Below are 15498 nucleotides of genomic sequence, written 5' to 3'. Positions count from 1 at the left end.
TTATTTATATTGGTTGCTACATCCAAGCATTATTGCGGATAATGCCAACAGCAATACCTTCAATTTCAACATCTTCCTGGCTTAAATCAACAATAATTGGTGAAAGTTCGCTATTTTCTGGATGTAAATAAAGAATATCGCCTTTTCGCTCAAAACGCTTTACCGTAACATTGTCATTAATACGAGCCACTACAACTTGTCCATTACGCACATCTTTTGTACTGTGCACTGCCAACAAATCACCATCAAGAATACCAATATCTTTCATCGACATTCCTTGCACTTTTAACAAAAAGTCCGCTTTCGGTTTAAACATATTCACGTCCACTTGATAAGTGGCTTCAATATGTGCCGCTGCTAATATTGGCTCACCAGCAGCAACTTTACCAATTAAAGGTAAGCCTATTTCATCATCATTAGCGACTTCCATATTCTCACCAATAAGGCGAATACCTCGTGAAGTACCAGAAACAATTTCAATTACCCCTTTTTTCGCTAATGCTTTTAAATGCTCTTCTGCTGCATTCGCAGAACGAAACCCTAATTCTTTCGCAATTTCCGCACGAGTTGGCGGCATTCCCGTTTGTTCTAAATGTTGTTTTACAAAATCGAACACTTCTTGTTGTCGTGCCGTTAAAGTTTTGGTTAGTTTTGCCATAATTTATCTCTGTTCTTTTATACAGTATTACCTGTCATTATATACAGCAAATACTGTATTGCAATGCTTATTTCCGAATATTTTGGTTACGTTTTCTTTTCTACCTTGATCTGATAACTCACTTTCATCAAGGAATTTATGCTAAACTTACGCCCGATTTCATATAAAACTGATATTAAAGGAATAAAAAATGGCAACTTTGCTCAATTTTTATCGAAATTTATTGCGATTTCCGCTCTCTTTATTAGTTAAAAGTAATTCAATTCCTAATGATCCAATTCAAGAATTAAAGCTTAATATTGCAGAACCATTAATTTATGTTTTGCCATATACTTCACAAACTGATTTATTAATTTTCCAAAAAAATTGTTTAAATTTAGGGCTACCTGATCCACTGCAACTGAATGAAATTAATGGTAGTAAATTGCCTCGCTATGTATTCTTAGATGAAGGTCGTCGCTTTTTCAAATCGAAAACAGCAAAAAAAGAAACTGAACAGATCTTCTCACAATATTTAGAATTACATCGTGATAATCCCGAGTTAAATGTGCAACTAATTCCAGTTTCTGTACTTTGGGGTAGATCACCAGGTTATGAAGATAAATCAGGCTTACCAAAATTACGTTTATTAAATGGGATCGAAAAATTCGCCACGATTCTGTGGTTGGGACGTGACAATTTTGTGCGTTTTTCTCAATCAGTATCGCTGCGTTATATGATCGATACTTATGGACAAGATCCAAAATTAGCACAAAAACTTTCTCGTGTTGCACGTATTCACTTTTCAAAACAACGTATTTCTGCAACCGGACCTCGTTTGCTCAACCGTTCAGCAATGTTCGCCAAATTGCTTACCAATGAAAATATTGTCGCAGCAATTGAAGATGAAGCGAATAATAAGAAAATTTCAAAAGAAAAAGCAGAACAAGAAGCGAGAAAGATCCTCGAAGAAATTGCTGCAAACTTCAATTACAGCAGTTTGCGAGTAGCGGATCGTTTTTTACGCTGGTTATGGAACAAACTCTATCAAGGCATTAGCGTTGAGCATGCTGATCGCGTCCGTAAATTAGCTTTAGATGGTCACGAAATTGTCTATGTGCCTTGTCACCGTAGCCATATTGACTATTTGCTTCTTTCCTATGTGCTCTACCATCAAGGTTTAGTACCGCCTCATATCGCCGCTGGAATTAACTTAAACTTCTGGCCAGTTGGTAGTATGTTCCGTAGTTGGGGGGCATTCTTTATCCGTAGAACTTTCAAAGGTAATCGACTCTACTCTACTATTTTCAGAGAGTATCTCGCAGAATTGTTCCATCGTGGTTATTCTGTTGAATTTTTCATTGAAGGTGGTCGTTCTCGTACTGGGCGTTTACTCGCACCTAAAACAGGAATGATGTCGATGACTTTGCAAGCATTACAAAGTGGACAACAAACCCGTCCAATCAGTATCGTGCCAGTTTATATTGGTTATGAACACGTGCTAGAAGTGGATACGTATGCGAAAGAACTTCGTGGTGCTGCCAAAGAAAAAGAAAACGCTGGATTGGTATTACGAGTAATCAAAAAATTACGCAACTTAGGGAAAGGTTATGTTAATTTCGCCGAACCTATCACTTTAAACACTTACTTAAATCAACACTATCCGCAATGGCGTAACAATGAAGATAATACCAATCGTCCTGAATGGTTTAATGACGCGGTTGATCGTGTTTCTAACCAAGTAATGGTTAACATTAATCGCGCGGCTGCGGTTAATGCAATGAATTTAACAGTATCAATTTTACTCTCCTCACGCCAACGTGCATTATCTAAAGAGTTACTAATCGAGCAATTAGATACTTACTTACAATTATTACGTAACACTTGTTACGACGATGATGTGATTTTACCAAACGACGATGGTGCGGCATTATTACAACACGTATTAGGATTAGATCGTGTTGGTATTATCATTGAAAAAGATAATTTTGGTGAAATTGTCCGCTTAGAACGTGGCTCCGCAGTGTTAATGACTTATTACCGTAACAATATTCAACACTTATTTGTGCTACCATCATTTATCGCTAGCCTCGTGCTACACCACGAAGCAATAGAGCTCAATTTAGTGATTGATGCGGTTAAAAAATTCTATCCATTCTTGGCAAATGAGTTATTCCTCAGTATTCCTGAAGAAAAATTACATCAATATCTATTAACAATCGTTGATGAGTTATGTCGCCAACAAATCTTAAAACGTCATGAAAATATTCTAAGTATCAATAAGAAACGTGGTCGTGCGTTACAATTATTGGCTGCTGGCGTTAGAGAAACTCTACAACGTTATTACATCACCTTAAGTTTATTGAAAGCAAACCCAGCGCAAGGTCGTGCAGAACTGGAAAAAGAGAGTCAATCCATTGCTCAACGTTTATCTGTTTTACATGGTATTAATGCGCCAGAGTTCTTTGATAAAGCAGTTTTTGCTGCATTTATTAACTGTTTGAAACAAAATGATTATTTTGATGAAAATGGTGATGCTATTAATGAAAGAATTGATGATCTTCATTCCATCTTACATAAGATCGTATCATTAGAAATTGATATTACTATCCAAGATGCGATTGAAAAATAATAATTAAATATGACAAAAAAAGCGTGTAAATCATTAGGTTACACGTTTTTTTAACTTACACTAATGACAATTTAAATTGTTCACTCTTCAATTCTTGTACTACCGATTCAGCTAAATTACTATCAGTCACAATCTCGGTAAATTCGGCTAATTTAGCGACACTAAACAGTGAATATTTGCCATATTTACTGCTATCAGCAACTAATACACGCCGTTTCGCATTTTTCAGCAGATTACTTTTTAAATTAGCCTTATCTTCTGTCGGTGCAGTCACACCTTTTTCCAAACTCCAAGAATTACAGCTTACAAAAGCCACGTCAGGATAAACATTTTGCAACAAATGAATACTATGATTACCGATACAAGATTGGCTGGAATTATCAATATAGCCGCCTGTTAACATCAAATCGATCTGTTTATATTCAGATAAAAACAATGCAATATGCAAATCTGTAGTAATTACTCTTAACGGTAAATGCGCAATTTTTTTTGCGATACATAGCGTTGTTGTTCCCGCATCCAACACTATGGAATCTCCAGCTTTCACAAAAGAAGCAACATAATCGGCAATTCTGGCTTTTTCGACGACAAATTTCAGTTGTTTTTCGTTAGTTGTAGGTTGTGAGGCAATAAAGGTATTTAGACTGACTCCACCATGAGTGCGAATTACTGAACCTTGTTCATTTAATTTAATTAAATCACGACGAATAGTCGCTGGAGAAGCATTGGTGACTTTAACTAATTGCTCCACCGTAGCAATATTATTATTTTTTAAAAAAAGAAGGATTTGTTCTAAACGATCTGGCGACATAATTTGTAGTCCGATAGTAACACACATCACCTTACAGTGATGTGTGCTTAAATCTAATAATTTTGACTAATTATTCACTAAATTTTTGTTTTTCTCAAATTCTTCACTTTTCGTAGAATATTATTTCTCCATAATAGTTCTTAATAAATTCTTATTACCAAATCCACCGGACTTAGTCATTACCCATAACCCTTGATATTTAGGATCATCAATTCTACATAGAGGAACACCTGGTACTATAGAAAATAGTAATCTCATCTCAGAAACATCCATCTTCTCTAGCAATGTTGCCGCACCATCACCACCAAATAAAATTAAAGAATCAAAATGCTCATTTTCCAAACAAAATAAAGCTAATTCAGCTAAATCTTTTGCTAAGGTTCTTGCCACACTATTAATACTTCCTTCACTAGCATCTACTTTAGTAGGATTCGCTCTAATAATAACATTATCCTTACTAGATCTAATTAAAGCACTTAATTGATGTTTTAACGCATTAGATGAAACTTCATGATTAAGTAGTTGCAATGGCGATGGATTAAATACAATCGAACTACCTCCAGCGTGAGAGATATATTCATCTACTTGTTGTTGGCTCGTTTCATGAATTGAAGTAACTAAAACCAATGAACGCCCTAATGATATAGAATCTCTACATACTATATCTGATTTATGCGACTGAATATGCAATCTATTTGCTAGACCTGCAGAACCTACAGGAATAATACTACTACCAATTTTAGCAATAACATTGCCAATAATAACAAGATCTTCTTCTGTCCTTGCGTCAATTACAAATTGTTCTGCTGAAGAAGCCATAATTGTATTAACCAATTCATCTTCCGTAGTAATCTGTAATGCTACAGATTCAGGTAATAACTCTTGCATACGTGAAGATAATACTGGACAAATCGCATCTTTCCCTGAAGGAGTGTCCTCAACTGGAATACCATTTACATAAAGAATTCCATCTTCAATTGTTCTCCCCATTTCAGGATACGCTGAACAAATAACTGCTTTGGCATTAGGATAAATTGTTTTCCACGCTTTTAATGCACCTGCAATTTGGTATCTCACAGAACCTCTCATTGTAGAATCTATCTTTAGGTATAATTGTTGAACACCGTTTTTTATACCTGCAAGAATAGCATCATACGTTGCATTAATTGCATTCTCTCTAGCTGCCCTACAATCCGTAGAGACAGTAAACACATCAGCTTTATCAAAATTAGTATTAACTAGTGATTGGGCATTAGTTTTCAATATCGTAGAGAATCCTTTACCAGCAAACATAACGCCAGTATCATTTGCCCCTGTAAGATCATCAGCAACAACTAATAAACTACTTTTAGCCATTTTTAATTTTCTCCTTTACTTTCTTCAACTAAGCCACCTTGACGTTTTAATACCCATGCTGCAAGTAAAGGAGCAATCACTGCGGACACCAACACAGAGGCAGCAATTTGTGCAGTTGCAGTTTGCACGAACGGTGCAAAAGTTGGATCAGCTTGAGCAACAATTTCAGGAGTAATAATAGCATTCCCTGCTGTAGTACCTGCTGCAAACCCAATTCCTGATAAATTACCTCTTCTCAAAATAGTTTTATAACCAATGAAAACTAAGAAACCTGTTAAAACTGATGAAAGAACACCTAAAATAATTCCTGTTGCCCCACCAGTAACAATCGCGTGCAAATTGATCCCTGTTCCTAAAGCAAAAGCAAAGAAAGGAATAACAATAGCACCAGTCGGTTTCATTAAATCTGTCCATTTAGGATCTAAATTACCAATAATCATACCAATAACTAATGGTAAAACGGCTGCTAACATTAATGAAAAAGGAATATCAGCTAATCCAGATGCTCCTAAAAAGAGTAAAACAAAAAATGGGCCATCATTTACAGCTGATGCTATATAAGCACCTCTATCTCTATAATCACCATATTTACCAGTGAATGCTAACCAAATACCACCATTAGAATTGGCAACAACAGTAAGCATTGCTAATAAAGAAATACCCCAGATACCATCATTACCAATAAATAATCCTAATAAAGTAACTAATGCTGCAGGTACAATTGTTTTGAATAATAAGATAACGCCTGTATGTGCAAGCACTGGTCCAGAACTTCTCAAGGTAATCTGCATACCAGTAGAAAAAATAAGTAAGGCAATTAATGGGCCAGCAGATGATTTAAACAATGCTGTTGTAAACGAACCTAGTCCTAAAAATTCTGGAAAAAATGTACCTATAATAGAACCCAATACCAATGGAATGACCATTGCTCCACCTGGAATCTTATTCATACCATCATATAGTGGAATTATAGATTTTGTAGCTTGGTTACTAGACATAATATGCTCCTATAAAACATACGATTAATTTTGAAGTTTGCTTTGTGCCATTTGTGCCGCAAGATAAAGTGCTTCACTCATACTCTTACTATCGGCGACACCCTTACCTGCAATTGGAAATGCTGTACCATGATCAACAGACGTACGAATAAACGGTAAACCCACAGTTACATTAACGCCTGTATCAAAACCTAATAATTTGATTGGAATATGCCCTTGATCGTGATACATCACGACTACAATATCGAATTCATCTAAATTTGCGGCACGATGGAAAACTGTGTCTGGTGGAATTGGGCCTGACGCATTGATACCTAAAGCTTTTGCTGCTTCAATTGCTGGTAAAATTTCCTTACTATCTTCATCCCCAAACATACCATTTTCACCTGAGTGAGGATTTAAACCAGCAACAGCGACTCTTGGTTGTTTGAAACCAAGCATTCTTGCATTTTCATCTGCGAGTTTGATCACTGTAAGAACACGTTCTTTTTTAACAAGATCACAAGCTTTGCGTAATTGCACATGTGTTGTGACATGAATAACCCGTAATTTTGGGCTAACTAACATCATTGAATAATCTTTAGTACCACTTAATGTTGCAAGAATTTCAGTATGCCCTGGGAACATTTTTCCCCCTGCATGTAGCGCTTCTTTATTCAATGGTGCGGTAACCACTGCATGAATTTTTTCAGCCATAGCATATTGCACTGCACGTTCAATATATTCATAAGCTGCACACCCTGCGCGAGGATCAACTTGAGCAAAAGGAAGATCTGCTGGTAAATTATCTAAATCCACTAAATCGATATAACCATATTCAGCAGTAAACCCGTCTAATTCAGTTACGGTTCTTAATTTCAATGATGAATTAAGCAAATTAATCGCTCTTTCCATCATCTTTTTGTCACCAATCACAACAGGATGTGCAAGTTTATACAATTGTCGATCTGCAAGTGATTTGACAATGACCTCTGCACCAATCCCTGCTGCATCTCCCATAGTTATTCCCAAAATTGGTTTCATTTAATACTCCTTGGTTCACTACAAACTATTTCAAATAACCCAAAATTCATTTTTGATTATTTTTAATCATAAATAGAAGATTAAAAAATAATTCGCTTCTTAAATTTTGTGAAAAAAGTATATTTCATTGATAAAAACTGATCTGTGAGCAATATCACATATTGATTAAAAATAATCATAAAGATTTTATTTAATCAAAATAATAATTTTTTAGTGAAAAAAAAGCCAACTGCAAGAGTTGGCTTTAAGGTTAGTTAAGGACGAATTGAAAGAATGGTTATTTAGTAAATTTCTTTGCGTACTCTTCGGTATTGATCCATTGATGATCTTTTTCCCAAGTAAAACGCCATTTTCTGACAGGGCCTGCCATTACATTTAAGTAATAGTTATTGTAGCCTGCAATGGTTGCCACTGGGTGATAACCCTTTGGTACTTGCACAACATCACCATCATACACTGCCATACACTCATCTAAGCTACGATCATCGGTATAAACTCGTTGTAAGCAGAAGCCTTGGCTTGGTTCAAAACGGTGATAATAGGTTTCTTCCAAATAAGTTTCTGTTTCACAATTCTTTTGATCATGTTTATGACTAGGGAAAGAACTGGTGCAGCCTTCATCAGTAAAGACTTCCACCACTAACAATGCATCAGCAGGTTCTGTTTCAGGCAGAATGTTATGTACTAAACGTTTATTATTACCATATCCGCGTTTTTCCACACCAACATCGGCTGGAGTAATTAAACGCACTGGTAAATTTCCTTGACTTGGCGCACGACAAATTGCAATTTCTGTTTCACTATTTGCAGTAATTTGAACATTTTTATGATGAGGAACATATAAAGAATAGGGTGGAATACGTTCAAATGGCGTTTGTCGATTACCTAGGCGTTGGAAAGTTTCACCATCTACCTGAAATGTTGCATAGCCACTCATCATCACAAAACAGACTTCTGTATCTGCGGTATCAAAACTATGTTGTTTACCCGCTGACAAATGCAATAATTCAAAGCCAACATACTCCCAGCCTGCACTTTCAGGCGTTATTTGTTGACGAAAACCATCAGTAATTTTATTCGATTTTGCTAATAATTTGCTCATAAAAACCTCTTTCTGCTTGTTACAAAAGTACGCTCAGTATAGGCGATAAAAATCAATCATTGAACTTTGTTTTTTCTAAGATACAACATAGATCACAAAATAAAACAAAAAATATATTTTAAAAAGATTTTTATTTGAAATTTTTATTTCACAAGAGTATTGTTATCGCCATTGCCAAACAAAATCAAATGTTAAACAAACTAACGTGAGGATTAATTATGAATCAAGTTATTCCAAATTTTATTAATGGACAATGTGTTGAAAGTCAAAGCCAAAGAAGTTCTTTTGTATATAACCCTGCGACTGGTGAACAAACCAAACAAGTTAAATTAAGTACAGTCAATGAAATGGATGCAGCGATCAGCGCAGCGCAAGCCGCTTTCCCTAGCTGGTCACAACAATCACCATTGCGTCGTGCAAGAATTTTATTCAAATTCAAAGAGTTATTAGAAAAGAATTTTGACAATCTTGCCCGTTTAATCACCAATGAACATGGCAAAATCTACTCTGACTCAATCGGCGAACTAACTCGTGGCTTAGAAGTTGTTGAGTTTGCTACTGGTATTCCACACCTTTTAAAAGGCGAATTCTCAGCTAACGTTGGTCGTGGTATTGATAGTTTTTCAATTATGCAACCTCTAGGTGTTGTCGCAGGTATTACTCCATTCAACTTCCCAGCAATGGTGCCAATGTGGATGTTTCCTGTTGCTTTAGCTTGCGGCAATACTTTTGTGTTAAAACCATCTGAAAAAGATCCTTCACTTTCTATCCGTTTAGCAGAATTACTTAAAGAAGCAGGCTTACCAGACGGTGTATTCAATGTTGTACAAGGTGATAAAGAGGTAGTTGATGTGTTATTACGTGATCCGCGTATTCAAGCAGTCAGCTTCGTAGGCTCAACACCAATCGCCCAATACATTTATGAAGTAGGTTCTGCACATGGCAAACGTGTACAAGCTTTAGGTGGAGCGAAAAACCATGCATTAATTATGCCAGATGCCGATATTGAAACTACTGCAAATGCGTTATTAGGTGCAGCTTTCGGTGCTGCTGGTGAACGTTGTATGGCACTTTCTGTTGCTGTTACTGTTGATGATGCTGTTGCAGATGCTTTAGTAGCAAGCTTAACACCAAAAGTAAAAGCATTACGCATCGGTCCGGGCATTTTACCTGAAGGTGAAAAAGAAAATGATATGGGACCATTAATCTCTAAAGAACATTTGGCGAAAGTTTCTGGTTATGTTGATTCCGGTGTTGCGGAAGGTGCAAAACTCGTCGTTGATGGTCGTGGTTATAAAGTTGCTGGTCATGAAAATGGTTATTTCATTGGCGGTACATTATTCGATAACGTCACTACAGATATGAAGATTTACCAAGAAGAAATCTTTGGCCCAGTATTAGCAATTGTTCGTGCTAAAAACTATGATGAAGCAATTAAACTTATCAATGATCACCAATATGGGAATGGTAGTGCAATTTTCACCAGCGATGGTGATGCTGCTCGTCAATACAGCCACGATGTTAAAGCGGGTATGGTCGGTATTAATATTCCAATTCCAGTACCAATGGCGTTCCACTGCTTTGGTGGTTGGAAATCTTCTATCTTTGGACCATTAAATGCATACGGCCCAGATGGTGTACGTTTCTATACTCGAATGAAGACTGTAACCAGCCGTTGGCCAAATCATAAAGTGAGAGAACAAGGTGCTGCGTTCAGTATGCCGACACTTTAATTAATGTAACGACTCTCTTCTCTTGAGCAGTTCTAAAGACACTCAAGATTTATGTGTGTGGTACGCTCACCACACACATTTTTTTCATCATAAATTAACCCTCATAAATTGGATCACAACTTATGAAGGTTTTAATAATTTTGGTATTGATTAAATTACAAGTTTTTAATCAGCATTGTAATCATCAACATTGTCATTTGCTAACACGCCAGACAATGTATAAACGCGTTTAGTACGAGAAATACGTGAACGGTATTTATCCCAAGTTTTTTCGAAGAAGGTCTCTGCTGGGCGTTCACCACGACAAAATGCAACAAATTGTTGCTCTTCTTCGGTCACTGGTTGACGTGTACCTTTATCTAATTCAAGAAAAGCTAGACCATGGTTTTCTAATGCTTGAGATTCACGAATGGTGTAATCTCCATGACGAGCAAAACCACGTGGATAATTTTTATCATCAAAAAAACGGCGAGTAACGCTAAAACTTTCAGACATAATAGGGCATCCTTAATTTAGAGTATTCAATAAAAAAGTCGCATTTAAGGCGACTTTGTTTAAGATGTCAATTATTTTTTCAATAAAAATTGGGTTAAATCGACATAACGTTGTACAAATTCATCTAATGTTTTCACTTCAGAGAATCCGCTGTCATTGCCAGTTTCAATATGGTATTTACCATTAATATAGAAATCCGGTACGCCGCGTACTTTAAACGCTTCTACCGCTTTCTCTTGTTTAGCCACTAACGCATTGACCGCAAAGCTATTGATACCACCGTCAAACTCTTTACCATCAATACCGCTATCAATAAAGATTTGACGAATATCGTCCATTGAACGCAAGCTATTTTTTTGTGCAGCTTCAAATAAAGGTGCACGCACTTTATCTTCCGCACCAATCGCCATTGCTAACGCCCAGGCACGAGTAAGGTTCTCTGATTGTCCACCTAAGAAGTTAACGTGATACTGTTTAAAAGTAACATCTGCCGGTAATGATTGTTTGATCTTTTCTGGAATATGGAATTTCATTTCATAATCATAACAATGTGGGCAATAGAAGGAGAAAAACTCAAGTACTTCTTTCTGTTCTGTTTGAGGTAAAGTCAATGCACTATAGTCTTTACCTTCATTAAAATTTGCTGCTGATACAAATTGTGTCGTCAAAGCAGCTAAAAATCCTGTCAATATAAGCAATACTTTTTTCATCATAGAACTCCTTTTATTTAATAATTCCTCTTGCTTTTAATAATGCAGTTTTAAAATCTTCTTCATAATCTTTTTTCAAACCCGGAATAGGTTCATTTTTATCTTTATCTGCCATCTTGAGATGGTAAATAATAATTTCATCGCTCAAATCACTTAGCTCACCAGTAAAGCCTGCTTCTTTCGCAATTTTTTGTAAAATTTGCATTAAGTTAAGATCAGGATCTTTAGACCAATAAGGTTGTAGTAGCTCTAAAACTTCATTTAAACGATGGCATTTCATTTGGATTTCCCTCACAGTGTGTCACAGGTGTGCGATAATACCACTTCTACTTTTATTTGCAAAAAGAGATTGATATGAATGAAAACATAACTGCTGTCATTTTGTGCGGCGGCAAAGCACAACGGATGAATGGGGCTGATAAAGGGTTACAATTATTAATGCAAAAGCCACTCTATCAATGGGTGTATCAAGCAATTGCTCCTCAAGTTAGCGAAGTCATCATTAATGCAAATCGCTCTATTGAACAATATGCTAAAAGCCAATTACCTGTTATTACTGATCAATTAACGGGTTTTCTTGGCCCTTTAAGTGGGATGTTGACCGGATTACAACACGCAAAATCCGATTGGGTGTTATTTGTCCCTTGTGATACGCCTTATTTACCAGTAAATTTAGTAGAGAAATTGGCAGCTGCTCGTCTTACTAATACACAAGTAGTTTATGCAACTGATGGTGAACGCGAACATCCAACTTGCTGCTTATTGCATCGTTCTCTTATTCCTGCATTAAGCACCTACTTACAACAAGGTCATCGACGTGTATTAGGCTTTTTACAGCAACAAGCATATCAAACTGCCAATTTTGCCGATCAAAAAAACAGTTTTATTAATATCAACTCCGTAGATGAATTGAATTTTTATTGCAACAAGAAGGAAAAGTGAAATGAATCAATCTGTGTTAACCGTTATTGGGAAAGACCGCATCGGTATCGTCTATGATGTGGCGAAACTACTTGCTGAACAACAAATTAATATTGTGAATATTAGCCAACAATTAATGGATGGTTATTTTACAATGATTCTTCTTGTTGATACGACAGAATGTAAAAAGGATTATCAAACTCTATCGGCATATTGTACTGAAGAAGGGCAAAAATTAGGTTTGGATCTTCGCTTACAAAATACTGAAATTTTTAATGCTATGTATCGTATTTAAGAGGAATCACTGATGAGTAATAGCATTCAATCGTATGAAATTTTAGAAACATTACGAATGGTTTCTGACCAAAATTTTGATGTCAGAACCATTACTATTGGCATCGATTTACACGACTGTATCAGCGATAACATTGATGTCTTAAATCAAAAAATTTATGACAAAATTGTCCGTATCGGCGGTGATTTAGTACAAACAGCTAAAGAACTCTCCGCTAAATATGGTATTCCGATCGTCAATCAACGGATTTCAGTAACCCCAATTGCGCAAATTGCTGCTGCAACTAAAGCGACTTCCTATGTATCGGTTGCACAAACCTTAGATCGTGCAGCAAAAGCAATCGGCGTTTCTTTTATTGGCGGTTTTTCTGCTTTAGTGCATAAAGGAATGAGTCCAGCAGATGAGATTTTAATTCGTTCCATTCCTGAAGCAATGAAAACCACAGATATTGTTTGTAGCTCTATTAATATTGGCTCAACTAAAGCAGGTATTAATATGGATGCCGTTAAATTGGCGGGAGAAGTCATCAAACAAACCGCAGAAATTACACCAGAAGGCTTTGGTTGCGCCAAAATTGTCGTGTTCTGTAATGCAGTAGAAGACAATCCATTTATGGCGGGTGCTTTTCATGGTGCTGGTGAAGGTGATGCTGTTATTAATGTTGGTGTTTCTGGTCCAGGCGTTGTAAAAGCGGCATTAGAAAGTAGCCAAGCAACAACTTTAACTGAAGTTGCTGAAATCGTGAAAAAAACTGCCTTTAAAATTACTCGTGTTGGTGAATTAATCGGACAAGAAGCCAGCAAACGTTTAGGTATTCCATTCGGTATCTTAGACCTATCACTCGCTCCAACGCCTGCTATCGGTGATAGTGTTGCTCGTATTCTTGAGCAAATGGGGTTAACAGTTTGTGGTACACATGGCACGACCGCTGCATTAGCCTTATTAAATGATGCAGTGAAAAAAGGCGGTATGATGGCAAGTAGCTCAGTAGGTGGATTGAGCGGAGCTTTTATTCCTGTTTCTGAAGATGAAGGAATGATTGCCGCTGCTGCACAAGGTGTTCTTACCTTAGACAAATTAGAAGCAATGACTGCCGTTTGTTCCGTTGGTTTAGATATGATTGCCGTACCAGGTTACACCTCTGCCAGTACCATTTCAGGTATTATTGCTGACGAAGCAGCCATTGGTATGATTAATAGTAAAACTACCGCAGTACGTATTATTCCAGTACCAAATAAAGATGTTGGCAATATGGTCGAGTTCGGTGGCTTATTAGGCTATGCGCCAATTATGCCGGTTAAAGAAGGTTCTTGCGAAGTGTTTGTCAATCGCGGCGGACGTATTCCAGCGCCAGTACAATCATTGAAGAATTAATCTTCATTACATAAGAAAAGGAAACGCCCAGCATTGCTGGGCGTTTCAGACCGCTGACAAACCCACCTTTCCAAAGTCATTTGATAAAAGTGGGTTTGTTTTTTTATTTTGTCGCTTTTCTCTTGCTTTTCCTTTCAGATAACGCTGCAAGCAGTGATTTTCGCTGATTTTTTTACCCATGCCTCAAACAAGCAAAATTGGTGCCATAAATAAGACAAAAAAGCCCATACCACCAGAGCAATTTTCTTGATATTTTGTGCCATTGCCGCAAGGAAGCATTGCATTTGTACGTTGGCTAGCCCTCTATAACGAGCATAGCGATGCCCATGATGTTGTTTTGCATCCGCAAAGCTGCGCTCTACGGTTTCTGCTCGGCGTTGGTAAAGTTTTCTGCCTTGCCTCGATACCCTCACTGCGTTGGCGTTGTCCACGGCATCTTGGTAGATATGCCTGGTGATGAGGCGTTCGGCTTTTTGGTTTTGGGTACATTGGGAGCGTAGTGGGCAAGTTTGGCAGTAGGCCGGGTTGGATTGATAAGTGTGATAACCTTCTCGGGTGGTGGTGCTGTAGCGGAGCGATTGCCCTGCGGGACAAGTGTAGCTGTCGGTTTTAGCATCATAGCGGAACGCACTTTTTCGTAAGCGGTTCTTACCTTTGGTGGGGCGACGATAACCAAATACACCGATAATGCCTCGTCGAGCAAGGCTTTCGGCAACAGGGGCAGTAAAATAGCCTGCGTCAAGCCCGACCGCTTTGGGCTTGAACCGAAAGCGTTCTGTGGTCGCATCAAGACGAGCAATATAGGGTTGGCTGTCATTGACATTCCCTGCCGTCGCAAAGGTATCTACAATAATCCCGTATCGACCATCGACTGTGCGGTGGTCGAGATAGAAGAAGCCTTTGGGCTTGTTATCTCGGTGCATATACCCACTTTCAGAGTCGGTATTGCTCACGTTGGTGTCTTTGACTTCGACGGCTTTCTCACTCGCCTTTAGCGGCTTTTTTCCTTTTGCTTCCCTCGCTTTTGCCACATCTTCGTTGAGCATAGCGATATATTGACTCACTCGAACTGCTCGCTTTTCATTATGCTTTTTGTTTTTATTGGCACTGGCTTTCAAGTGGGTGCTGTCGGTAAACAGATATTTACCTCCCACCAAGCCTTTTTCCATCGCTTGCCAAACGATGTGGGTAAAAATACGCTCAAATACCTCCGTACCATTAAAACGGCGAAGACGGTTTTGGCTTAGGGTACTAGCATCTATCACTTTTTCCGTGAGGCTCATCCCCAAAAACCAACGGTATGCCACGTTGACTTCAATCTCTTTCACCAACTGGCGTTCGCTTTTAATGCCAAAAAGATAGCCGAGTAACATTATCTTGAACAAACGAACTGGGTCAACTGCGGGGCGAC

At 37.7% G+C, this 15498-nt stretch carries 15 protein-coding genes; 5 read left to right on the top strand and 10 right to left on the bottom strand.

The window, feature by feature from the left end; translation table 11 throughout:
- Positions 1 to 16: 16 nt before the first annotated feature.
- Positions 17 to 658, bottom strand: coding sequence for a transcriptional repressor LexA (lexA, locus tag QS62_RS05505; RefSeq protein WP_066107126.1), 642 nt, complete (start codon positions 656 to 658; stop codon positions 17 to 19).
- A gap of 190 nt (positions 659 to 848) precedes the next feature.
- On the opposite strand from lexA, the gene plsB reads away from it, so the two are divergent.
- Positions 849 to 3269 (top strand): glycerol-3-phosphate 1-O-acyltransferase PlsB, encoded by a 2421-nt coding sequence (gene plsB / locus QS62_RS05500; protein ID WP_066107123.1) that lies wholly within the window; start codon positions 849 to 851, stop codon positions 3267 to 3269.
- A gap of 55 nt (positions 3270 to 3324) precedes the next feature.
- On the opposite strand, the gene QS62_RS05495 is transcribed toward plsB, so the two are convergent.
- From QS62_RS05495 to iolB, 5 genes are all read right to left on the bottom strand, one after another.
- Positions 3325 to 4080: a DeoR/GlpR family DNA-binding transcription regulator gene (locus QS62_RS05495; RefSeq protein ID WP_066107120.1), complete on the bottom strand. Its 756-nt coding sequence runs from the start codon at positions 4078 to 4080 to the stop codon at positions 3325 to 3327.
- A gap of 120 nt (positions 4081 to 4200) precedes the next feature.
- A complete protein-coding gene (locus QS62_RS05490; protein WP_066107117.1) occupies positions 4201 to 5436 on the bottom strand; it encodes a four-carbon acid sugar kinase family protein in 1236 nt (411 codons plus the stop codon).
- A 2-nt stretch (positions 5437 to 5438) separates the two neighbouring features.
- Entirely contained in the window at positions 5439 to 6434 is a 996-nt protein-coding gene (locus QS62_RS05485) for a 2-keto-3-deoxygluconate permease (protein ID WP_066107113.1), read from the bottom strand.
- Between the two features lie 24 nt (positions 6435 to 6458).
- A complete protein-coding gene (gene pdxA, locus QS62_RS05480) occupies positions 6459 to 7457 on the bottom strand; it encodes a 4-hydroxythreonine-4-phosphate dehydrogenase PdxA (protein WP_066107110.1) in 999 nt (332 codons plus the stop codon).
- A 277-nt stretch (positions 7458 to 7734) separates the two neighbouring features.
- A complete protein-coding gene (gene iolB, locus QS62_RS05475) occupies positions 7735 to 8559 on the bottom strand; it encodes a 5-deoxy-glucuronate isomerase (RefSeq protein ID WP_066107107.1) in 825 nt (274 codons plus the stop codon).
- Between the two features lie 218 nt (positions 8560 to 8777).
- Between iolB and QS62_RS05470 the strand changes: the two genes are divergently transcribed.
- Entirely contained in the window at positions 8778 to 10292 is a 1515-nt protein-coding gene (locus QS62_RS05470) for a CoA-acylating methylmalonate-semialdehyde dehydrogenase (RefSeq protein WP_066107104.1), read from the top strand.
- 165 nt (positions 10293 to 10457) lie between these two features.
- On the opposite strand, the gene QS62_RS05465 is transcribed toward QS62_RS05470, so the two are convergent.
- The 3 genes from QS62_RS05465 to QS62_RS05455 form a co-directional block, all read right to left on the bottom strand.
- Positions 10458 to 10787 (bottom strand): MaoP family protein, encoded by a 330-nt coding sequence (locus QS62_RS05465; protein ID WP_065237974.1) that lies wholly within the window; start codon positions 10785 to 10787, stop codon positions 10458 to 10460.
- Between the two features lie 71 nt (positions 10788 to 10858).
- Entirely contained in the window at positions 10859 to 11497 is a 639-nt protein-coding gene (gene dsbA, locus QS62_RS05460; protein ID WP_066107101.1) for a thiol:disulfide interchange protein DsbA, read from the bottom strand.
- Positions 11498 to 11510: 13 nt separating this feature from the next.
- A complete protein-coding gene (locus QS62_RS05455) occupies positions 11511 to 11777 on the bottom strand; it encodes a YihD family protein (RefSeq protein ID WP_066107098.1) in 267 nt (88 codons plus the stop codon).
- 74 nt (positions 11778 to 11851) lie between these two features.
- Here QS62_RS05455 and mobA point away from each other — a divergent pair, with 74 nt between their 5' ends.
- Genes mobA through QS62_RS05440 form a run of 3 tightly spaced genes read left to right on the top strand, consistent with a single transcriptional unit; the run spans position 11852 to position 14087 of the window.
- Positions 11852 to 12439 carry a molybdenum cofactor guanylyltransferase MobA gene (mobA, locus tag QS62_RS05450; protein WP_066107095.1) on the top strand — a complete coding sequence of 196 codons (588 nt, stop codon included), beginning with the start codon at positions 11852 to 11854 and terminating at the stop codon, positions 12437 to 12439.
- Between the two features lies 1 nt (position 12440).
- Positions 12441 to 12713: an ACT domain-containing protein gene (locus QS62_RS05445; protein ID WP_066107091.1), complete on the top strand. Its 273-nt coding sequence runs from the start codon at positions 12441 to 12443 to the stop codon at positions 12711 to 12713.
- A 12-nt stretch (positions 12714 to 12725) separates the two neighbouring features.
- On the top strand, positions 12726 to 14087 hold the full coding sequence (locus QS62_RS05440) for a PFL family protein (RefSeq protein ID WP_066107087.1): 1362 nt from the start codon (positions 12726 to 12728) through the stop codon (positions 14085 to 14087).
- Positions 14088 to 14221: 134 nt separating this feature from the next.
- On the opposite strand, the gene QS62_RS05435 is transcribed toward QS62_RS05440, so the two are convergent.
- Positions 14222 to 15498: IS1182 family transposase (locus QS62_RS05435; RefSeq protein WP_066107085.1), on the bottom strand; the 1277-nt coding region annotated here is incomplete at its 5' end.

It is taken from the genome of Gallibacterium salpingitidis (assembly GCF_001678495.1).
Taxonomy (GTDB): Bacteria; Pseudomonadota; Gammaproteobacteria; order Enterobacterales; family Pasteurellaceae; genus Gallibacterium; species Gallibacterium salpingitidis.
The sequence above is the reverse complement of the archived record's forward strand: the minus strand, read 5'-3'. Positions and strand labels throughout refer to the sequence as shown.